The organism is Arthrobacter gandavensis (assembly GCF_039528575.1).
Classification (GTDB): domain Bacteria; phylum Actinomycetota; class Actinomycetes; order Actinomycetales; family Micrococcaceae; genus Arthrobacter_B; species Arthrobacter_B citreus_B.
The window spans coordinates 203,934-224,298 of the sequence record NZ_BAAALV010000005.1 but is presented as its reverse complement, the minus strand read 5'-3'; the positions used below and the strand labels follow the sequence as shown (position 1 = coordinate 224,298).

At 66.7% G+C, this 20,365-nt stretch carries 17 protein-coding genes; 7 read left to right on the top strand and 10 right to left on the bottom strand.

Going from position 1 to position 20,365, the window contains the following annotated elements:
- Window positions 1-107: 107 nt before the first annotated feature.
- Complete coding sequence (locus ABFX29_RS13225; protein ID WP_346038497.1) at window positions 108-1,139, top strand: hypothetical protein; 1,032 nt, start codon at window positions 108-110, stop codon at window positions 1,137-1,139.
- A gap of 84 nt (window positions 1,140-1,223) precedes the next feature.
- Window positions 1,224-1,955, top strand: coding sequence for a chaplin family protein (locus ABFX29_RS13220; RefSeq protein ID WP_346038496.1), 732 nt, complete (start codon window positions 1,224-1,226; stop codon window positions 1,953-1,955).
- 125 nt (window positions 1,956-2,080) lie between these two features.
- On the opposite strand, the gene ctaD is transcribed toward ABFX29_RS13220, so the two are convergent.
- From ctaD to ABFX29_RS13190, 6 genes are all read right to left on the bottom strand, one after another.
- The gene (gene ctaD / locus ABFX29_RS13215) at window positions 2,081-3,832 is read right to left on the bottom strand and encodes an aa3-type cytochrome oxidase subunit I (RefSeq protein ID WP_055240704.1); all 1,752 of its coding nucleotides are present in this window, start codon (window positions 3,830-3,832) and stop codon (window positions 2,081-2,083) included.
- A gap of 139 nt (window positions 3,833-3,971) precedes the next feature.
- Complete coding sequence (locus ABFX29_RS13210; RefSeq protein ID WP_211372413.1) at window positions 3,972-5,171, bottom strand: amidohydrolase family protein; 1,200 nt, start codon at window positions 5,169-5,171, stop codon at window positions 3,972-3,974.
- 38 nt (window positions 5,172-5,209) lie between these two features.
- Complete coding sequence (locus ABFX29_RS13205) at window positions 5,210-6,580, bottom strand: formimidoylglutamate deiminase (protein ID WP_246167644.1); 1,371 nt, start codon at window positions 6,578-6,580, stop codon at window positions 5,210-5,212.
- Window positions 6,577-7,776 (bottom strand): allantoate amidohydrolase, encoded by a 1,200-nt coding sequence (locus ABFX29_RS13200; protein WP_152228883.1) that lies wholly within the window; start codon window positions 7,774-7,776, stop codon window positions 6,577-6,579. Before ABFX29_RS13200 ends, ABFX29_RS13205 begins: the two co-directional genes overlap by 4 nt.
- A 67-nt stretch (window positions 7,777-7,843) precedes the next feature.
- Window positions 7,844-9,517 (bottom strand): urocanate hydratase, encoded by a 1,674-nt coding sequence (gene hutU / locus ABFX29_RS13195; RefSeq protein WP_152228884.1) that lies wholly within the window; start codon window positions 9,515-9,517, stop codon window positions 7,844-7,846.
- A gap of 39 nt (window positions 9,518-9,556) precedes the next feature.
- Complete coding sequence (locus ABFX29_RS13190) at window positions 9,557-10,213, bottom strand: IclR family transcriptional regulator (protein ID WP_152228885.1); 657 nt, start codon at window positions 10,211-10,213, stop codon at window positions 9,557-9,559.
- A gap of 201 nt (window positions 10,214-10,414) precedes the next feature.
- Between ABFX29_RS13190 and ABFX29_RS13185 the strand changes: the two genes are divergently transcribed.
- On the top strand, window positions 10,415-11,059 hold the full coding sequence (locus tag ABFX29_RS13185) for an NADPH-dependent F420 reductase (RefSeq protein ID WP_152228886.1): 645 nt from the start codon (window positions 10,415-10,417) through the stop codon (window positions 11,057-11,059).
- Between the two features lie 74 nt (window positions 11,060-11,133).
- Here ABFX29_RS13185 and ABFX29_RS13180 read toward each other — a convergent pair whose 3' ends face one another.
- Window positions 11,134-11,613, bottom strand: a complete 480-nt coding sequence (locus tag ABFX29_RS13180) for a hypothetical protein (RefSeq protein ID WP_152228887.1) — start codon at window positions 11,611-11,613, stop codon at window positions 11,134-11,136.
- 39 nt (window positions 11,614-11,652) lie between these two features.
- Complete coding sequence (locus tag ABFX29_RS13175) at window positions 11,653-11,808, bottom strand: hypothetical protein (protein WP_170287787.1); 156 nt, start codon at window positions 11,806-11,808, stop codon at window positions 11,653-11,655.
- A 609-nt stretch (window positions 11,809-12,417) separates the two neighbouring features.
- On the opposite strand from ABFX29_RS13175, the gene ABFX29_RS13170 reads away from it, so the two are divergent.
- Window positions 12,418-13,899, top strand: a complete 1,482-nt coding sequence (locus tag ABFX29_RS13170) for an aldehyde dehydrogenase family protein (protein ID WP_152228888.1) — start codon at window positions 12,418-12,420, stop codon at window positions 13,897-13,899.
- On the opposite strand, the gene ABFX29_RS13165 is transcribed toward ABFX29_RS13170, so the two are convergent.
- Both ABFX29_RS13165 and ABFX29_RS13160 read right to left on the bottom strand, forming a co-directional pair.
- On the bottom strand, window positions 13,862-15,862 hold the full coding sequence (locus ABFX29_RS13165) for an FAD/NAD(P)-binding protein (RefSeq protein ID WP_152228889.1): 2,001 nt from the start codon (window positions 15,860-15,862) through the stop codon (window positions 13,862-13,864). The two genes, ABFX29_RS13170 and ABFX29_RS13165, sit on opposite strands and share 38 nt — an antisense overlap.
- 64 nt (window positions 15,863-15,926) lie before the next feature.
- On the bottom strand, window positions 15,927-16,112 hold the full coding sequence (locus tag ABFX29_RS13160) for a hypothetical protein (protein ID WP_055239846.1): 186 nt from the start codon (window positions 16,110-16,112) through the stop codon (window positions 15,927-15,929).
- Between the two features lie 340 nt (window positions 16,113-16,452).
- Between ABFX29_RS13160 and ABFX29_RS13155 the strand changes: the two genes are divergently transcribed.
- Genes ABFX29_RS13155 through kdpB form a run of 3 tightly spaced genes read left to right on the top strand, consistent with a single transcriptional unit; the run spans window position 16,453 to window position 20,364 of the window.
- Window positions 16,453-16,542 carry a potassium-transporting ATPase subunit F gene (locus ABFX29_RS13155; protein ID WP_152228890.1) on the top strand — a complete coding sequence of 30 codons (90 nt, stop codon included), beginning with the start codon at window positions 16,453-16,455 and terminating at the stop codon, window positions 16,540-16,542.
- The gene (gene kdpA, locus ABFX29_RS13150) at window positions 16,542-18,203 is read left to right on the top strand and encodes a potassium-transporting ATPase subunit KdpA (RefSeq protein WP_152228891.1); all 1,662 of its coding nucleotides are present in this window, start codon (window positions 16,542-16,544) and stop codon (window positions 18,201-18,203) included. Before ABFX29_RS13155 ends, kdpA begins: the two co-directional genes overlap by 1 nt.
- Window position 18,204: 1 nt before the next feature.
- Complete coding sequence (gene kdpB / locus ABFX29_RS13145; RefSeq protein ID WP_152228892.1) at window positions 18,205-20,364, top strand: potassium-transporting ATPase subunit KdpB; 2,160 nt, start codon at window positions 18,205-18,207, stop codon at window positions 20,362-20,364.
- Window position 20,365: the final 1 nt, after the last annotated feature.

Sequence of the window (20,365 nt, the reverse complement as noted above, 5' to 3'; positions counted from 1 at the left end):
ACGGAGCGGCGCCGTCCGGACCTTCGAGTCCGGGCGGCGCCGTTTCTCGTTCAGCCCCGGCATCAAACGGTAGACACCCCATTTTTTGTGTGCCTATAGTGAAGGAAGTGCTTATTGCTGGACTGGGGGGCATCGGAATGAAGGCGTCACGAGGAGCTTGGCGGGTTGTCCGTCCTGTGCTCCTTGGAGCCGCCGCAGCCGCTTCATGGCTGACTCTCTCGGCCACCGCTGCTTCGGCCGAACCAGTGACTGAACCGGATTCCCTTCTGGCAAGCGTGAGTTCCTCGGCTACGGGTCTCCTTGATGCCGCCGTTAATACCGTCGATCAGGTTACGGATGGCCTGCTGCCCGCCCCGCAGGCACCGGCCCAGGCCCCCGCTCCGGGTATTTCCCTGCCGGAGGCGCCTCGGCTGCAGCCAGCTTTACATGGCGTAGTAACTGCCGCGGACGAGCTGGTACAGACAGTTCCGGTTGTGGGAACACTGGTCCCGGCGCAGACGCTGCCTGCTGCCACTGATCCCATCCTGACTGCGGTCGACGACATCACCGGCTTTGCGGTAGAGACGATTCGCCCGACCGCAGACGGCCTCCTTGAGAGCCTGCCTCCCGTTCTCCCTCCAGCCTCCGACGCCGGTACTGGCTTGGTTTGTCCCGATGGCCTGGGTGACCCCGCGGCTTCCGCCGCATCCGGATGCAGCGAAACCCCAATAACGCCAGCGATTCCGGATATCGGCCCGGCAGCAGAGCGTGAAGCCGACAGCGCTCGTTTCGCCGCACCGGCCTCTGAGCCGCACCCGGAGGAAGATGCCGCGGCCCCCTCGGCACTCGACGCCGTGGCCAGTCACGGGGAATCGGCTGCGGTTACGGCAGCGTCCTGCGCTGAAGTCTTCCCGGAGTCCGCCCTGCCCGTGTCTTCCGCCCCGGATGCCGGGACACCAGGAGGATCACCGCAAAGCGGCCTTCTGCCGCTGGGCACCGGATCCTCCGTTGTGAGTCCTTCGGGGGCAGGTCCGCTGCTGCCCGGCTGCCTTTCCGGCCAGCATCTCAGGATTCCGGCGCTGGCTGCCCTGCCCGCTTCCACGGAGCTCATGAAAGCCCCCTCTCCAGTCTCACTGGACCACGAGGGATTCCCTGATTAGTTAGGCCTCTGTCCGTCTCCAGATGGACGAATGCCATTTGGGCCCCATGCGGCCCCATACCAATAACTTCTCAGGAGATTCGCTATGCGTTGCATTATTCGACGTGGGCTGCTTGGCACCCTCTTTGCCGGAGGATTGCTGGCCCTTGGAACAACCGCGGCCAACGCGGAACCGGTAACCTCCGGATCCGACGGGCTCCTCTCCGGAACCCAAATCACCGCACCCATCACCATCCCCATCGACCTCGGCACCAACTCCCTGGCAATCCTCGGCGAAGCCAACACCGAGACCACCAGCGAAGCCGGGACACCCGGGACGAACACTGCCACCGGAACACCGGCCGGCACCGGACCGGTAACCTCCGGATCCGACGGGCTCCTCTCCGGAACCCAAATCACCGCACCCATCACCATCCCCATCGACCTCGGCACCAACTCCCTGGCAATCCTCGGCGAAGCCATCACCGAGACCACCACGCTGGGCACCGTGCCTCCAGTTGGTCCCCGTCCCGGCGACACCGACCCCCGTCCCGGAGACACGGATCCCTTCGTGATTCCCGCAGGGCCTCAGCCGAACGGCTCTACAGGAACTGAGCCGGCTCTTGCCTCCTCAGCTGCGGAGGAAACGACCGGGCTCACCCGGATGTCCGCTGCCGAAACACCGCAGTGGACATCCGCGGCCACAGCTGCCGGTTCAGCGAGCGTCCTGGCTGACACCGGAGCGTCAGGCACGGTCTTGCTGTGGCTGGCACTTCCGCTGATTGGAGCCGGGCTGGTACTCGTCGGTCGTGCAGGCCAGCAGACAGCCAACCTGTAAACCGGTGGATGAGCCGAGGTTCCGGTGCCGCCGGGACCTCGGCCTTCCCGCCGTTTTTCGCAACGGCTGCCAGACACCAGGTGGTCCGGACCGGTCACGCGGACACCCCGCACTGAGGCCCCGCCCTACTGCCGGGGGTCGGGGTTCTTCGGATCCTCGGATCCCATGTCGGCTGCGCCGAGCACACTGGCCACGGGGTTGTCGGTCTTCTCATTGGCCCGCGGCTTGAGCTCCGGGTGGTGCAGGTCCAGTGCCGGCCGCTCGGACCGGATCCTGGGCAGCGACGTGAAGTTGTGCCGCGGCGGCGGGCAGGACGTGGCCCATTCGAGTGAGCACCCAAAACCCCACGGATCGTCCACTTCCACTTTCTTCCCGCGCCGCCAGGTCACGTAGACGTTCCAGAAGAACGGAATCATGGAGAACCCGAGAATCAGGGAACCGATGGTGGAGAGCTGGTTCATCGCCGTGAAGTTGTCCTCCACCAGGTAGTCCGCATAGCGCCGCGGCATGCCCAGCACACCGAGCCAGTGCTGGATCATAAAGGTCAGGTGGAAGCCCAGGAACAGCAGCCAGAAGTGGATCTTTCCCAGCCGCTCGTTGAGCATCTTGCCGGTCCACTTTGGCCACCAGAAGTAGAACCCGCCGAACATCGCGAACACCACCGTTCCGAAGACCACGTAATGGAAATGGGCCACCACAAAGTAGGTGTCTGAAACGTGGAAGTCCAGCGGCGGTGAGGACAGGATGATGCCGGTCAGCCCGCCGAACAGGAACGTGATGAGGAATCCGAGGGCCCACATCATGGGCGTCTCGAAGGTAATGGAACCGCGCCACATGGTGCCGATCCAGTTGAAGAACTTCACGCCGGTGGGCACGGCGATGAGCATGGTCATGATCGCGAAGAACGGCAGGAACACCTGCCCGGTGACGTACATGTGGTGTGCCCAGACGGTCATGGACAGGCCCGCGATCGCGATCGTCGCAAAGATCAGGCCCTTGTAGCCGAAGATCGGTTTGCGGCTGAACACCGGCAGGATTTCCGAGATGATCCCGAAGAACGGCAGCGCGATGATGTAGACCTCCGGATGGCCGAAGAACCAGAACAGGTGCTGCCAGAGGATGGCCCCGCCGTTCTCCGGATCGAAGATGTGGGCGTCGAACCTGCGGTCCGCTCCCAGGGCGAACAGCGCGGCTGCCAGCGGCGGGAACGCCATCAGTACCAGGATGGCGGTGACCAGCGTGTTCCAGGTGAAGATCGGCATGCGCCACATGGTCATGCCGGGAGCGCGCATGCAGATGATGGTGGTGACGAAGTTGACCGAGCCGAGGATGGTTCCGAATCCGGACAGCGCCAGGCCAAAGACCCACAGGTCCCCGCCGATACCGGGCGAGAACGTGGTGTTGGACAACGGTGCGTACGCCGTCCAGCCGAAGGATGCCGCTCCCTGCGGGGTCAGGAACCCTGAGATCGCAATCAGGGAGCCGAAGAGGAAGAACCAGTAGGCCAGGGCGTTCAGGCGCGGGAACGCGACGTCCGGCGCCCCGATCTGCAGCGGCATCATCACGTTCGCAAAGCCGGCGAAGAGCGGGGTGGCGAACATCAGCAGCATCAGTGTGCCGTGCATGGTGAACAGCTGGTTGTACTGCTCGCGGGAAGAGACGATTTCAAGTCCCGGCTGGAAGAGCTCGGCCCGGATGATCAGGGCCATGACCCCGGCCAGGCAGAAGAAAATGAAGGACGTGATCAGGTACAGGTAGCCGATCTTCTTGTGGTCGGTGGTGGTCAGCCAGTCGACGACGATGCGGCCGCGGGAGACCGGCACGACGCGCGGCGGTACGGTTGTTCCTTCATCTGCCGAATACTTCAACGTAGACATCAGCGCCGCCTAGGGGTCCGCAGGAGGTTCAGTCCGTACACGGGCCCCGCCGCTCGCAGGCCAGTGTGCCTTGTATCGTAGGACCCCCTACGGGGCAGGTCCATAGGCAGCACAGGGTTTTTGCCGTGTCCGCCCCGGCTTAGCTGCCTGCCCTTGTCCCGGGAACCCGCTTCCCGGCCCGCCAGACCGCAGCTGTGAGGGGCATCCCGGGGCGGTAGGCGAGGTAAGCGGCAGACGGCGCGTTCAGCAGGTGGATATCTGCCCGGTGCCCGACGGCGATCGAGCCCACCGCCCGCTGCCCGTCGGCGTCGTTCCCCGTGTGCCGCCGCAGTGCGAGCGCCCCGCCGTAGGTCGCGGCACGGATGGCTTCGGGAACGCTGAGTTCCATCTGCAGCACGGCCGTCGCCACACAGAACGCCATGGATGAGGTGTAGGACGTGCCGGGATTGCAGTTCGTTGCCAGGGCGATTTCGACGCCGGCATCCAGCAGTTCGCGTCCCGGAGCCAGCGGCTGCCGGGTGGACAGGTCGCAGGCCGGCAGGCAGGTGGCAACGGTTCCCGGTGTCCCGCTGCCCGCAGCGCTGTCCCAGCCGGCCCAGCTGCCCGCGAGCGCCTGCACGTCGCCGTCGGACAGGTAGTTCACATGGTCCACGCTCGCAGCGCCGAATTCCACCGCCAGCCGTACCCCCGCACCCGGCCCCAGCTGGTTGCCGTGCACCCGCAGCCCAAGTCCGGCCGCCCGGCATGCGGCGAGCACCCGGCGGGACTGGTCTTCGGTGAAGGCGCCGCGCTCGCAGAACACGTCCGCCCACTGTACGTAGGGCCGCACGGCGGCCAGCATCGGGCCGCAGACCAGGTCCGTGTACTCCTCGGCGTCCATGCCGTCCGGAACCAGATGGGCGCCCAGGAAAGTCACATCGTCCACGACGCTGGAGGCGATCCGGGCGCTGCGGGTTTCCTGCTCAACGTCCAGCCCGTAGCCGGTCTTGGTTTCGACCCAGGTGGTTCCCCCGGCCGCTGCCTCGGCGCGGCGGGCCAGCAGCAGGCGGGTGAGATCGTAATCCCCGGCATTGCGGGTGGCTTCCGTCGTCACGGCAATGCCGCCGGCACTGTATTCCTCCCCGGCCAGCCGGGCGGCGAACTCGGCGCTGCGGTCTCCGGCGAACACCAGGTGGGTGTGTGAATCCACCCAGCCGGGCAGCGCAGCCCGCCCGCCGGCGTCGTGCACTGCGTCTGCCGCGGGAGCCTGTGTGGCCGGCCCAAGCCAGGCGATGCGCTCGCCTTCGAGCACGACGGCGGCCTGCTTGAGCACGGACTCTGTTCCGCGGGCGGGGTCCATGGTGGAGAGCTCGCCGATGTTGGTGATGAGTGTGCTGGTCACTGCCGGACCTCCGCCGGATCCGGCACCGCGGCGGCGTCCAGCCTGGCGATCGCTGCCGTCAGCAGCGCACCCGGCGCCCCCAGCCGCAGGTGCCTGCCCCGTTCGGCCGTGAGTTTACCTCCGACGACGACGGCGGTGACGTCCTGGGCGGTCGCGGCCAGTGCCAGCTGGGCCGGGTCAGCTCCAGCCGTGCGGGTTGTGTGCGGGTCCACGGCCATCAGGTCGCAGGAGCTTCCGGGCGCGAAGCCGGGTGCCCGGCGTCCCTGGGCGGCAGCGCCGGCGTCGGACACCGCCTGGTGCAGGGCAGCGGGGGTGAACCGTCCCCGTACACCGGAGGCCAGGCGTTCGCCGTGTTCCAGCGCGCGCATCTCCAGCCACGGATCCACCACGGCGTGCTGGTCCGAGCCAAGCGCAATTCGCGCTCCCGCGTCCGCGAGCGCCGCAGCCGGGCCGATTCCGTCGGCGAGGTCCGCTTCGGTGCTGGGGCACATGGCCACGGTTGCACCGGCATTCCCGAGCAGCGCGACGTCCTCCGGGGTCAGGTGCGTGGCGTGCACGGCGGTCAGCCGGGGACCCAGCAGCCCGTATCGGTGAAGCAGCTGGACCGGTGTCAATCCGGTGGCTGCCAGGCAGTCCTGGTTTTCGGCGGGCTGCTCGGAGAGGTGGATATGCAGGGGCAGGTCGGGGTCCAGCCCGGCGGCAATGGCCTGCAGGGCGTCCTCGGGGACTGCCCGGACCGAGTGCAGCGCTGCACCAACTGTCACGTACGCCGGGTCGAACTCAGCCTCGAAGGTGTGCCGCAGGCCCTTGAGGCGGTCCAGCCACGCGCCTGCGGAACCGTCACTGAAGCGGAGCTGGCTCTCCGTCAGCGGCTCCCCGAACCCGCCGGCGAGGTAGCAGGTATCCAGCAGGGTGAGCCGGATTCCGGCAGCCTGGGCGGCGCGGCCCAGGGCCAGTTCCATAGCATGCCCCGGGTACGGCGAGCCGTCCGGGCGGTGGTGAACGTAGTGGAATTCCGCGACGGAGGTGTAACCGGCCGCGGCCATTTCGGCGTAGACCGCGGTGGCCAGCTCCTCATACAGCTCCGGGGTCAGGGCACCCGCGGCCCGGTACATCCCCTGGCGCCAGGACCAAAAGCTGTCTGCGCCGCCGGTGTGGGTGCGTCCACGCAGTGCCCGGTGGAACGCGTGTGAATGGGCGTTGGACGCGGCGGGGAAAATGACGCCGTTCAGCACCAGGTCACCCGGACGGGGCTGGGTGCCGGTTTCCACGGCCGCAACGATGCCCGCGGAATCGACGCTCAGCCGGACACCGGATTCAACCTGCCCGTCCCGCACGGCCCGTTCGCACCACACTCCTGACCTCACAGCAGCCCCTCCAGGACGTCGGCCAGTGCCTGCGCCGAGTAGTCGGCGTCGGCGTCTTCCACATATTCCTGGGGGGAATGCGAAATTCCGCTGGGGTTGCGGACAAAGACCATGCCCGCGGGCACATGCCCAGCCAGGATCCCCGCGTCGTGCCCGGCACCGGTGGCCAGCACCGGTGCCTGCGGCAGGGCTAGCTGGAGCTGGCGCTGCAGTCCCGGATCAAAGGTGGCGGTCGGGCTGAAGGATTCCTGTGCCAGCGTCACGGAGCAGCCTTCGAAGGCGGCGATCTTCTGGGCTTTGCCGTGGATGGTTTCCACCAACTGGGCCGTGAGCGCGTCCTCCTCATGCCGGGCATCGAGCCAGAGTTCCACCCGGGAAGCGATCACATTCGTGCCGCCCGGGACGGCCTGGATCCGGCCCACCGTGGCGCGCGCTCCGGGGAGGGCTGCCGCGGCCTGCTGCACGGCGGTGATGATCTGCGCCGCTGCCACCATGGGGTCCTCCCGGTCCTCCATCAGCGTGGTGCCGGCGTGGTTGCCCTGGCCCTGCACGGTGAGCTTCCAGCGGCCGTGGCCCAGGATCGAACTGCCGACGGCGACGGCCGGGCCGTCCTCACCGAGTCCGCGGCCCTGTTCCACGTGAAGTTCCACGAAATCGCCGATTCGTGCGAGCGCGTCCTCGTCCCGGCCGATATGTTCCGGGTCCAGCCCGGCGGCCCGGGCGGCGTCCGCGAAGGTGGTTCCGCCGTCGTCGCGCAGGTTCCGGGCCTTGTCCGGGTCGATCGCTCCGGTGAGCAGCCTCGAGCCCAGGCAGGCGACGCCGAAGCGGGAGCCTTCTTCCTCGGGGAAGACCGTGATGGCGAGGGACCGGTTGCGCTGCACACCGCGTTCCTTCAGGACGTCGACGGCGGCCAGGGCTGCGGCGATCCCCAGCGGCCCGTCGAACGCGCCGCCGCCGGGAACTGAGTCCAGGTGGCTGCCGGTGACCAGCGCACCTTTCTCCGGCTCGCCCCACCAGGCCCAGAGGATGCCGTTGCGGTCAGTCTCGACGCCGAGACCGCGGGCTACGGCTTCTGCGGTGAACCAGGAACGCAGGTCCGTCTCCGCTGTCGAGAACACCGGACGGGTATAGCCGCCGCGGACGGGATCGCGGCCGGTGCCGGAGATTGCTTCGAGGAGGGTGGTGACTGCTGCCATGCTGGTGTCCTTGCTGGGGTTGGATCGGTGGTGCTGGTTCAAGCTTGGTACGGCCGGAGGTGCGGGCCTATTCGGCCATGGGGATGCGGACGCCGCGCTCTTTGGCGACCTGCGCCGCCTCGCCGTAGCCGGCGTCGACGTGCCGCATGACCCCGGTGCCCGGGTCATTGGTGAGCAGCCGTTCGAGCTTGCGGGCGGCCAGTTCGGTGCCGTCCGCCACGGAAACCTGGCCGGCGTGCAGGGACCGGCCAATGCCGACGCCGCCGCCGTGGTGGATGGACACCCACGTGGCACCCGAGGACGTGTTCAGCAGGGCGTTGAGCAGCGGCCAGTCAGCGATCGCGTCGGAACCGTCCTTCATGGCCTCCGTTTCCCGGTAGGGGGATGCAACGGAACCGGAGTCCAGGTGGTCGCGGCCAATCACGATCGGCGCGGACACCTTGCCTTCGGCGACCAGCCGGTTGAACAGCAGCCCGGCCTTGGCGCGTTCTCCGTAGCCCAGCCAGCAAATCCGGGCCGGCAGGCCTTCGAACTCGACATGTTCCGCGGCGGCGTCCAGCCAGCGGTGGAGGTGCTGCTTTTCCGGAAAGAGGTCCTTCAGTGCGGCGTCCGTGACGGCGATGTCCGCCGGGTCGCCGGAGAGCGCCACCCAGCGGAACGGCCCCATACCCTCGCAGAACAGCGGCCGGATGTACGCGGGGACGAAGCCGGGGAAGTCGAAGGCCCGGTCATAGCCGCCCTGCCGGGCTTCGTCGCGGATCGAGTTGCCGTAGTCGAACACTTCGGCGCCGGCGTCCTGGAACCCGACCATGGCTTCAACGTGGCGGGCCATGGAAGCCTGGGCCTTCTTCGTGAAACCCACCGGATCGGCGTCGGCTTCGCGGTGCCAGTCCTGGACGCTGATGCCTTCCGGGAGATAGCTGAGCGGATCGTGCGCGGAGGTCTGGTCCGTGACGATGTCGAACTCCGCACCATCGCCGGCGTTCCGGCGGCGGAGCAGTTCGGGGAAGACTTCCGCGGCGTTGCCGACCAGTCCCACGGACAGGGCCCGGCCGTCGGCCTTGGCGGCCATGACCTTGGCGAGGGCGGCGTCGAGGTCGGTTTCGACGTCGTCGAGGTAGCGTTTGCCGGCACGGCGGCGCAGCCGGGACTCGTCGACGTCGACAATCAGTACCGCTCCGCCGTTGAGGGTGACGGCGAGCGGCTGGGCGCCGCCCATGCCGCCGCAGCCGCCGGTAAGGGTGGCGGTGCCGGCCAGGGTGCCGCCGAACCGCTTGTTCGCGATGGCAGCGAAGGTCTCGTACGTGCCCTGCAGGATGCCCTGCGTGCCGATATAGATCCACGACCCGGCGGTCATCTGCCCGTACATGGTCAGGCCTTCGGCTTCCAGCCGGCGGAACTCGGGCCAGGTGGACCAGTCCCCCACCAGGTTCGAGTTGGCGATCAGTACCCGCGGCGCCCACTCATTGGTGCGGAACACTCCCACGGGTTTACCGGACTGCACCAGGAGGGTCTCGTCGTCGTCGAGAGTCTTCAGGGTGCGGACAATCGCGTCGAAGGACTCCCAGTTCCGGGCAGCCTTGCCGGTGCCGCCGTAAACCACCAGGTCCTCGGGCCGTTCGGCAACCTCGGGGTCCAGGTTGTTCATCAGCATCCGCAGGGGCGCTTCGGTCTGCCAGCTGCGGGCGTTCAGGCCGGTACCGCGCGGGGCACGGACGGTGCGCGGGGTGTTTTCGTTCATGGGGTTCTCCGTCGTCGTTGTCGGTTAGCCGGGTTGTTTTTAGCCGAAGGCGTGGACTGCGGCTGTCTCGGTGGCCAGTATCTGGCTGATGTCTTTGAGCCGGCCTGGCGTGATGCGGTAGCTGGGCACCACCACGCTCATGGCGGCCACGGCTTTTCCGCCTGCGGTCAGCGGCACAGCGATCGCTGTGATGTCGGGTTCGACGCCGTCGCTCACCACGGCGCAGGCGGTCCCGTCGACCTCGCCGCGCATTGCCTTTCCGGCTGCACTGGTTTCCAGATCGAAACGGCGGCCCACCCAGTTGGCGTGCCGGACGGACTGCGTGCCTTCGGAGATCGCAATGTACAGGCCGTGGCCGCCCGCTGCCGGAATGCTGAGGTAGGTGGATTCGCCGGTCTGATCCACGATCCGGTCCATCGCGTCGCGGTAGGTGGCGACCAGGGATTCCGAGCTTAGGGCGAGGACTCCGAGCTGCACGATCGCGGGCCCCGGGCGGTAGGTCCCGCTCTCTTCCCGCCGCAGGAAGTCGGTTCCTTCCAGGGTGCGGAGCAGACGGAGCGCGGTACTGGTGGAGAGGCCGGCGGCTTTCGCGGCTTCGGACTGCGTCACTGCGCCCTGGCGGCACACCACGCTGAGCAGGGACAGCGCGCGCTCCACTGTCCGGGTGGTGCTGTCTGCCTTAGCTGTCTCGGCCATAGTGCTGCTTTCCTCACCAGATGTTGCCACCTAGTAAAACAGCAATTTCACTAGGTGACTAGACTCCCACACTAGTTGAAGCTTCAATAAAGTTGTGCAATAGTAGTTGAAGCTTCAAGTTTTTGGCGGTTTTCGCTGCCGCCCCTATCCGAAAAGAATCCAGTGGCTTTCCGTTTCCCCCTCTTTCGAAAGAAGAAGACAATGACTGATCTCACCATCATCGGTACCGGCAACATGGCGCGCGGGCTGGCTGCCCGAGCAGTGGCAGCGGGACGTTCGGTCCAGCTCCTGGCCCACGAGGACAAGGCGAAGGCCGACTCCCTCGCGGCAGAACTGGACGGGAAGATCACCACCGGAGTCCTGGGTGAGCAGCTCACCGGCGCCCTGGTAATTCCGGCGGTCTACTTCGACGCCTCCCGGGCCATCGTGGAGCAGTACGGCGATGCACTGACCGGCAAGGTGTACGTGGACATCACCAACCCCGTGGATTTCGCAACCTTCGATTCGCTGTCCGTTCCCGCTGACAGCTCCGCGGCCGAGGAACTGCAGAAGGCAACCGGGGCAAAGGTGGTCAAGGCCTTCAACACAACCTTCGCCGCCACCCTCTCGGACGGAACCGTTGCCGGACACCCGCTGGATGTACTCATCGCAGGGGACGACGCCGCTGCAACCCAGGCCGTGGTCGAGTTCGCTTCCGCTGCAGGGCTGAATCCCGTCGTCGTCGGCCCGCAGCGCCGTGCCCGCCAGCTCGAGCACATGGGCTTCCTGCACATCCTGCTTTCCGCCAACGAAGAGCTTCCCGCCTACCAGTGGAATTCTGCGCTGAAGGTTGTTCCGGCCGCGTAGCTCTTCTCGCCGGTTTTACCTCTCCGGCCCGCGCTCCTATCCGGGGCGCGGGCCCGTCGTGGTTTTTTGGGTGGCTAGCTGCTGGTTATGAAGTAGAAGACCACACCCGCTGCCACCATAAATCCCATGCCGGCCAGCCCCAGGCCCCTCAATTGTGCGGGGGTTGGCGGGTTTGTCTTGCGGACGACAGTCTGGATAAGCCCGAGTGCGCCGAAGCCCAGGGCTATCAGCACCAGCACAATAAAAACGAGCACCAGCGGGTCGAATCCCTGACTCAAAGGATCAGGCCCGTCGTGGGCAGAACGTGCCATAACCCCGGTCAGGGACAGAATGACCAACACTGCTCCCATCACGATTCCGCCGAGGATCGGCAACAGGAGAGCTGCCTTCATACGCTCCGGGGCCGTGTCCACCTTCGTCGCGATCTTCTTCCCCAGAAAGAACTCAGGCTGGGAGCTGGCGAAACCGCTGATGGCGTCCCTCTTGCGAAAAGCGAAAATACAGGCGGCGGTCATCAGCGTTCCGATGATCAGTCCGGGCCAGGAAATGTCCACTCATCACTCCTCGTTGTTGGATGGCTGCGCGATGGACAGTCAAGACTGGTCGCATACCCACGAACTGCGGCCCATGCCGAACCTGCACATGAAGTCCGGGTCATTGATGTCGCCGCCATCCAGCACAAGCATTATCGCCAGCACCATGAGCGCCAGGCAGACGGCCATGATGGCCCAGAACCGCTTCCAGCTCATGGCCCGACCCGCACTGGCGGCACCCCGGTCCTTGCAGGCAGGCTCACCTGAGTCGTTACCTCCACCAGAATCCCCCGGGATACGAGACTGTGCCGGAACGGGCGCCCCGGCGGACCGAATCTAGCCCGCAAACCTCTGGCTGTCTGCTGTAGCCAGTACCTGAATTCCTACTCGTTGGCCGGCTGCTGCGGATTGGCCACCCGCGCGACCTGTGGCCCAGCCCGCCAAACCCTCGGTGACATAACGTCGTTTAGCCTCCATTTACGCAAACCCTCGGTGACTTGACGTCGCTAAAGTGGGCCCAAAGCGACGTTTACTCCCCGAAGGTTTCGGCAGCCAGGCCCAAAACGACGTTTACTCCCCGAAGGTTTCGGCAGCCAGGCCCAAATCGACGTTTACTCCCCGAAGGTTTCGGCAGCCAGGCCCAAAACGCTTATCTCCCCGAAGCTTGAAGGCCCCTGCACCGAGCCAGGTTCCGCACCGCGGTCATGCACCGGCTGGAACGGACCAACCAGGCCAAGATTCCCGGACCAAACAGGGAACAAGAAGTAAGTATGCTTGGTTATACCCGGCATCGTCAGAAACGTACCCTCACAAAGGAGAACGCCCATGACCGCCGCCAACCCCGCAGCATCCGGCTGGATCCCGGCCAAGCAGTTCATCGCCGGAGAATGGCGCGAAGGCCGTTCACACAAAGCATCCCCGGACACGAACCCCTACACCGGCGAAGAACTCCTGACCCTGCAGCTGGCCTCCAGCGAAGACCTCGACGATGCATACCGCAGCGCGCAGGAAGCCCAGCCGGACTGGGCCGCCACTCCCCCGGCCGAACGCCGCCGCATCTTGGAGCGTGCCGCCGACATCCTGGAAGAACGGCGCGATGAAATCGCCGCCTGGCTCGCAGCTGAATCCGGCAGCACAGCGGTAAAGGCCGCGATCGAGATCGACTCGGCAACTGCCATCACCCGAGAATCTGCGTCCTTTCCCCACCGCGTCCACGGCCAGATCCTTGATTCCGATATCCCCGGCAAGGAAGACCGCGTCTACCGCGGCCCGCTCGGCGTCGTCGGCGTCATCAGTCCCTGGAACTTCCCGCTCCACCTCTCCCAGCGTTCCGTGGCACCCGCCCTTGCACTCGGCAACGCCGTCGTTCTTAAGCCGGCAAGCGACACACCGGTCACCGGCGGCCTGCTGATTGCCAAGGTCTTTGAGGAAGCAGGGCTGCCGGCCGGCGTGCTGAGCGTAGTGGCCGGCGCCGGCTCCGAAATCGGCGATGCCTTCGTGGAGCACCCCGTCCCGTCCCTGATTTCGTTTACGGGCTCGACGGCGGTGGGCAAGAACGTGGGCGCCCTCGCCGCGAGCGGTGACCACCTCAAGTACACGGCGCTTGAACTCGGCGGCAACGGCCCGTTCGTGGTCCTGGCTGATGCCGATGTGGACCAGGCCGTCCGTGCCGCGGTAATGGGCAAGTTCCTGCACCAGGGACAGATCTGCATGGCAATCAACCGGATCATCCTTGAGGACTCCATCCATGACGAGTTCGTGGAGAAGTTCACCCAGCACGTACGGTCATTGCCCGTGGGCGATCCCTCGGATCCGAAGACCGTGATCGGCCCGATCATCAACGCCAAGCAGATCGAAGGCCTGGAAACCAAGATCAACCAGGCCAAGGAAGAAGGTGCTGAAACCGTCCTGGAAGGCAGCACCAACGGGCAGGTCCTCAGCCCGTGGATCTTCACCGGCGTCACCCAGGACATGGAGCTGGCACGCGAGGAGATCTTCGGCCCGATCGCAGGCATCCAGCGCGCACGCGACGCCGCTCATGCACTGGAACTGGCCAACGCCACCCCGCAGGGCCTCTCCGGCGCAGTCTTCACCGCCTCAGCCGAGGGCGGGCTGCAGTTCGCCCGGAAGCTGCAGGTGGGCATGGCCCACGTGAATGACATGCCTGTCCATGATGAAGTGCACGTAGCCTTCGGCGGGGTGAAGAACTCCGGCCTGGGCCGGTTCAACGGCGAGTGGGCCGTCGAGGAGTTCACTCAGGACCAGACAGTCACGCTCCAGCACGAACCGCGTCAGTACCCGTTCTAGCGGGCTCCTGCCGGTCCCGGGGCAGTCCGGGGCCGGCCAGGAGCGCCGCAGCAATGTCATCGGCGTCGCGCAGGGTCCGGGAACCGGCTGAGGCCGGGGCTCCGGATTCCGCGGCGATCGCGGTGCCCCATTGCACCGAGGAGAGCTGCAGGCCCAGGACGTAGAGGTTCTCCTGGGGTTTGCCCTTGACGTCCAGCGGACGGTACGGCGGCAGTGAAACATCCAGCCCCGGCGTAAGGACGGGCGTGCCGTTGGGCGCCATCATCACCTTGGGCCGGGCTTCTCCGCGGTGCAGCAGATCCGCCAGCAGTGGTGAGAGCGTTGCGTTGACCCGGTTGGGCGGCATCATCGCCTCCACGAGAGTGGTGGCCGCGTACTCACCTGCTACCCAGGGAGAAGACGCGGTGAAGACGGCGCGGGCTTCATCGACGTCGAAACGCGGGTCCGGACCCACAAAGTGGACCAGCCCTGCGCGCACCAGGGCGGCGAGCTGTTCGATCCGTTCCGGCGGCGGCCCGGAGGCCAGCCCCTCCACCAGGGGTTCAAACCAGCCGCGCAGTTCAGTGAGCCAGGATTCCTCCGCCAGTCCGCCGTCGGCCACTACTGCCTTCAGCAGGGAACGGCCGGCGTTCAGCGCACCGATGGCCATCTTCAGCGGGTCGTCCTCGCCCTTCGCGGAGCCGGCAGCGTCGTCCTCCAGATAGCGCAGGATTTCTGCGTCCAGGTCCTCGGGACCGGCGAACGGACGCCGGCCCAGCGGCTGGGCCAAAGCTTCCAGGCTGGCCCGCTGGTCCGACGGCACGCAGCGCGCCAGGACTTCTTCCTTTGCGGCATCCCAGTCCGGGCCGGCCACATTGAGCGCGGCTTCCAGCTCAGCGAGGAAGTCGTCAGCCGGGATTGTGAGGCAGTCCGGGGTGGTCCGCGCCAGGGTTGAGTAGTAAGCCCACACGGCATCGCGGTGCAGCAGCGGCCAGAGGTCGTGGTCGAACCCGGGCTGGATGCCTTCCGCGGCAAACCTCCCGGCAGTTTCCTGGGTAAACCAGCGCAGGGTCACGCTGCGCGGCACATAACTCTCGAGTTTTGCCTTGGCACGGTACGGGGTGCCGCGGCGCGAGGCGGCCACCAGCACCGGTTCCCGGCCGGAAGGCTCGTAGCGCAGGGCACGGCCCGCGGGCTCCCCGGTTGGCACAAACACTCCGCCGCGGCCCAGGGTCACATGCGCCATGATGTCAAAGAAGTTCAGTCCCAGGCCGCGGACCAGCACAGGTTCCCCGGCGGGCAGCACGGAGAAGTCCGCGTCCGAGGGCACGGCCGGGGGCAGGTACTGCAGCCCCAGCCGGGAGGCGGCATCGCTAAGCCGGTTCTGCTCGGGCGTGAGGGCTGCCGGCAGATGGCCCAGGGCGAGGACCACGGCGTCCGCAGCCAGCGGGTCCTCCCCCGCCAGATCAATGACAAACCCGGTGCCCAGACGCTGCAGCGACAGGGCTTCGGCCCGGTGATGGACGACGACGGCGCCCGCCTGGGCGGCAGCATCCGCCAGATGCGCGTAGGTCCATTCCAGATACCTGCCGTACAGGGCGCGGCTGGGGAAATCGGCAGGGCCAAGGCAGGCGATTTCCTCCCGGTCCCCGGCGCTCAGCGCAGGTGCCGGGTCCTGGGCCATCAGGCGCACCCACTGTCCCAGCGAGAGCCCTGTGGCTGAGGGAGCGAGTTCTTCGGCTGTCCGCCCAGCGGGGACCACCGTAGGGAAAAGGCAGGGGGTGTTCATCAGGAACTGCCGGGACTGGCTGGTCCGCCACACATGCCCGGGCCCCGGGTTGAACGGATCAACCATGCTGACCTGCAGCACAGGCCGGTCCGCAGCCGGCAGTTCCAGGTAGCGGGCAAGCAGCCGGTCAAGGACCGAGACACCGCGCGGACCGGCACCGATCACGGCAACGCGGAGGGTTTGGCCTTTGTCCATCCTTCTAGGGTATCCGCCGGCCAGCGCTGACCTGCGCGGACCTTTGTCCCGGACCAGGTCCGGCTCATGCGAAGGTCAGGAAAACAAACACTGCCGCCACGAACACTCCCAGGATCCAGAACCAGCGGTTGACCCGTTTGCGGCCCTGGACATCCTCCACCGGGATACGTGAGCCGCGGAAGATGAGCACTATCAGGATCACGGCGGCGATGATCCCGGCCAGCGGGAGCAGCAGGGTGAGGATCGACACGATGACTCCAAGGGGAAACTAGCGGCTCCGGGTGCGGAAAACACTACGGGCTGCGCCATGCCCCGCGGAACGGCAACACCGGCCAGCCGACCTCCCAGGGCCCGAACCGCAGGGAATTCGTTATGGTCTGCCTGCCTGGCGTTAGGAATCCGTGAGGATTCCCCAAACACCCCGGTACGGGGTTTCTACTCGTTTCGGCGCTTCACGGCGCCCTCCTTCCGGACCGGTGGGAGCACGAACGAGTTTGTTGGGGGCACCCCTTGCTGGATGTACTGATAGTCGCGGGAACGGCGGCGTTCTTCGCCGGACTGGCACTGCTGGCGCGGGCGGTGGAGAAGCTGTGAACGTCTTCGACTACGCTGCGCTGATCCTGGCTGCCGCCTCGGCGGTCTACGCGCTGGCTGCACTCCTGCGGCCGGAGAAATTCTGATGGCGGGCTGGCTGGCGCTCGGCCAGTTCCTCGCCGTCGCCCTGTTCCTTGCACTGGTGCACCGTCCGCTGGGCGACTACATGGCTCACGCCTATACCTCGCAGAAGGACCTGGCTGCCGAACGCGGCGTGTACCGGGTGCTGGGCGTCGCCCCGCGCTCGGGGCAGCCCTGGCAGTCCTATCTTCGGTCGGTCCTGGTGTTCTCGGCGCTGGGCGTGCTGGCACTGTATCTGGTGCAGCGGCTCCAGCCGCTGCTTCCAGCTTCCCTGGGACTGCCCGCTGTTCCGGAGGGCCTGTCCTTCAACACCGCGGTGTCCTTCGTAACCAATACCAACTGGCAGTCCTACTCGCCCGAAGCCACCATGGGCTACGCCGTCCAGGCCACGGGCCTGGCGGTCCAGAATTTCCTGTCCGCCGCCGTCGGGCTCTGCGTGGCCATTGCCCTGGTGCGGGGCTTCGCTGGCCGCGGGGCCGTGACCATCGGCAATTTCTGGGTGGACCTGACCCGGTCCCTCACCCGCATCCTGCTGCCGGGTGCGGCAGTGGGAGCCGTGTTTCTGCTGCTGGGCGGGGTCATCCAGAACTTCACCGGCTTCACCGAGGTTTCAACCCTGGCCGGAGGCACCCAGAGCATCCCGGGCGGCCCGGTGGCCACGCAGGAAGCCATCAAGCTGCTGGGCACCAACGGCGGCGGGTTCTTCAACGCGAACTCCGCCCACCCGTTCGAGAACCCAACCGCGTTTACCAACCTGGTCTCCGTGCTGCTGATGCTCATCATTCCGTTCTCGCTGCCGCGCACGTTTGGCGCCATGATCGGTGACCGCAGGCAGGGGTACGCCATCCTCGCCGCCATGGCGGGCATCTTCGTCCTGTCCCTGGCTGCCATGACGGCGTTTGAGTTCGCTGCAGCCAACGGGACCGCCGGTGCCATGGAGGGCAAGGAAACCCGCTTTGGCGTCGCCGGCTCCACCCTGTTCGGCAGCACCAGCACCCTGACCTCCACCGGTGCCGTGAACTCCATGCATGACAGCTTCGGAGCTCTCGGCGGCATGATGGCCATGCTGAACATGATGCTCGGCGAGATTGCCCCGGGCGGGGTGGGTTCCGGGCTCTACGGCATGCTGGTGCTGGCCGTCGTCGCGGCCTTCATTTCCGGGCTGCTGGTTGGCCGAACCCCCGAGTACCTGGGCAAGAAGATCGGCCCGCGGGAGATCAAGCTGGCCTGCCTGTACGTGCTGACCATGCCCGCGCTGGTCCTCGCCGGCACCTCCCTGAGCTTCGCCCTGCCTGGCATCCGCACGGAAATTGAAGACACCTCCATGCTGAACAGCGGCCCGCATGGCTTCAGCGAGGTGCTCTACGCGTTCACCTCCGCGGCCAACAACAACGGTTCGGCCTTCGCCGGGCTGACTGCCAACACGCCGTGGCTGAACACGGCGCTGGGCCTGGCCATGCTGCTCGGCCGGTTCCTGCCCATCATCTTCGTCCTGGCGCTCGCCGGAACCCTGGCCGCGCAGGGTAAGGTGCCGGCCACGGCCGGAACGCTGCCCACGCACCGGCCCCAGTCCGTGCTGATGCTCAGCGGCGTTACCGTGCTCGTCACCGCCCTCACCTTCTTTCCCGTACTCGCGCTGGGTCCCCTGGCAGAAGGACTGATCTGACATGTCCATCCTCACCAAACAGCATCGTCCGCAGCCGGGCAGCACCCCGGCACCCGTACCGGCCCCGCCGGCATCCCTGGGCCTGAAGCAGGCCGCCGCTGCCGTCCCGGAGGCGCTGCGCAAACTGGACCCCCGGAGGATGTGGCGCACCCCGGTCATGTTCATCGTGGAAGCCGGCGCAGCCCTCATCACCGTGATCGCCATTGCTGAATCCTTCACCGGCGGGTCCCCGGAATCCGGAGGCTCCCCGGTGCCCGCCGGATTCACCTGGCTGATTGCTATCTGGCTCTGGCTGACCGTGCTGTTCGCGAACCTCGCGGAAGCTGTGGCCGAAGGCCGCGGCAAGGCACAGGCGGCCTCGCTGCGGGCCACCCGCAGCACCACGGCTGCCCGGCGGGTCAGCGGGTACGATCCGGCCTCAGACCCGGCCGCGCTGAACGCCGCTGTGGAAGACGTGGCGTCGGCAGACCTGGTGCTGGGCGACGTCGTTGTAGTCACCGCCGGTGAAGTCATTCCCGGTGATGGAGACATCATCGAAGGCATCGCCTCCGTCGATGAGTCGGCCATTACCGGCGAATCCGCGCCGGTGGTGAGGGAATCAGGCGGCGACCGGTCGGCGGTAACCGGCGGTACACGGGTGCTTTCGGACCGGATCGTCGTCCGGATCACCAGCCGCCCGGGTGAGACTTTCGTGGACCGGATGATCTCCCTGGTGGAAGGAGCCGCGCGCCGGAAAACCCCCAACGAGGTGGCACTGGACATCCTGCTCTCCACCCTCACCCTGGTCTTCCTGCTGGTGGTGCTGACCCTGAATCCGATGGCCGGATACGCCGGAGCCGTGATCAGTGTTCCCGTGCTCACCGCCCTGCTGGTCTGCCTGATCCCCACCACCATCGGTGCCCTGCTCTCGGCCATCGGCATCGCCGGCATGGACCGCCTGGTGCAGCACAATGTGCTGGCAATGTCCGGCCGTGCGGTCGAGGCTGCCGGAGACGTAACCACCCTGCTGCTGGATAAGACCGGCACCATCACGTACGGCAACCGCCAGGCCGCCGAGTTCTACCCGGTGGCCGGAGCGCCGCAGGAGGAACTGATCCGGGCTGCCGCACTGTCCTCGGCACTGGATCCCACTCCGGAGGGAAGGTCCATCGTGGAGCTGGCTGCCTCCCGCGGCGTGGCGGCAGAACCGGCCCCCGGCGCGGCGGGGATCCCGTTCACGGCCCAGACCCGAATGAGCGGACTGGATTTCCAGGACGGCTCCAGCGTGCGCAAGGGAGCCGGGTCTGCGGTTCTGGACTGGGCGGCCGAGTCCGGAGGCATCGCCGTCGACGTCCTCGCCGACCTCACGTACCGGGTGGACACGGTCTCCGCCGCAGGCGGCACCCCGCTGGTGGTCGCAGAGCGGGACGCAGCGGGCGTGGCCCGGATCCTCGGCGTGGTCTACCTCAAGGACGTGGTGAAACAGGGCCTGAAGGAACGTTTTGCCGAGCTGCGCCGGATGGGCATCCGAACGGTGATGGTGACCGGCGACAATCCCCGCACCGCCAAGGCCATTGCTGCCGAAGCCGGGGTGGACGACTACCTGGCCGAAGCCACACCGGAGGACAAAATTGCCCTGATCCGCAGGGAGCAGGAAGGCGGCCGGCTGGTGGCTATGACCGGCGACGGCACAAACGATGCACCCGCACTGGCCCAGGCCGATGTAGGCGTCGCCATGAATACCGGCACGTCTGCGGCCAAGGAAGCCGGCAACATGGTGGACCTGGATTCGGATCCCACCAAGCTGATCGACATTGTGCGAATCGGCAAGCAGCTGCTCATCACCCGCGGCGCGCTGACCACGTTCTCCATCGCCAACGACGTCGCCAAGTACTTCGCGATCATTCCGGCCATGTTCATGGGGCTATTCCCCGGGCTGGCGGTCCTGAACATTATGGGCCTGCACTCCCCCGCCTCGGCGATCCTTTCCGCGGTGATCTTCAACGCCGTCGTGATCCTGGCCCTGATCCCGCTGGCCCTGCGCGGTGTGAAGTACCGCGCCGCCGGAGCTTCGGGCATCCTCAGCCGCAACCTGCTGGTCTTCGGCGTTGGCGGAGTGGTGGCCCCGTTCCTCGGCATCAAGCTGATTGACCTTGCCGTTTCCCTGCTTCCCGGCTTCTAGA

What these genes read in the sequence shown, in the direction of transcription:
- kdpB (WP_152228892.1), top strand. Translation starts at nt 18,205, where the DNA reads ATGTCCATCCTCACCAAACAGCATCGTCCGCAGCCGGGCAGCACCCCG.
- kdpA (WP_152228891.1), top strand. Translation starts at nt 16,542, where the DNA reads ATGGCGGGCTGGCTGGCGCTCGGCCAGTTCCTCGCCGTCGCCCTGTTC.
- ABFX29_RS13185 (WP_152228886.1), top strand. Translation starts at nt 10,415, where the DNA reads ATGACTGATCTCACCATCATCGGTACCGGCAACATGGCGCGCGGGCTG.
- ABFX29_RS13200 (WP_152228883.1), bottom strand. Translation starts at nt 7,776, where the DNA reads ATGGCAGCAGTCACCACCCTCCTCGAAGCAATCTCCGGCACCGGCCGC.
- ABFX29_RS13175 (WP_170287787.1), bottom strand. Translation starts at nt 11,808, where the DNA reads ATGAGCTGGAAGCGGTTCTGGGCCATCATGGCCGTCTGCCTGGCGCTC.
- ABFX29_RS13190 (WP_152228885.1), bottom strand. Translation starts at nt 10,213, where the DNA reads ATGGCCGAGACAGCTAAGGCAGACAGCACCACCCGGACAGTGGAGCGC.
- ABFX29_RS13165 (WP_152228889.1), bottom strand. Translation starts at nt 15,862, where the DNA reads ATGGACAAAGGCCAAACCCTCCGCGTTGCCGTGATCGGTGCCGGTCCG.
- ABFX29_RS13220 (WP_346038496.1), top strand. Translation starts at nt 1,224, where the DNA reads ATGCGTTGCATTATTCGACGTGGGCTGCTTGGCACCCTCTTTGCCGGA.
- ctaD (WP_055240704.1), bottom strand. Translation starts at nt 3,832, where the DNA reads ATGTCTACGTTGAAGTATTCGGCAGATGAAGGAACAACCGTACCGCCG.
- hutU (WP_152228884.1), bottom strand. Translation starts at nt 9,517, where the DNA reads ATGAACGAAAACACCCCGCGCACCGTCCGTGCCCCGCGCGGTACCGGC.
- ABFX29_RS13210 (WP_211372413.1), bottom strand. Translation starts at nt 5,171, where the DNA reads ATGGACCCCGCCCGCGGAACAGAGTCCGTGCTCAAGCAGGCCGCCGTC.
- ABFX29_RS13170 (WP_152228888.1), top strand. Translation starts at nt 12,418, where the DNA reads ATGACCGCCGCCAACCCCGCAGCATCCGGCTGGATCCCGGCCAAGCAG.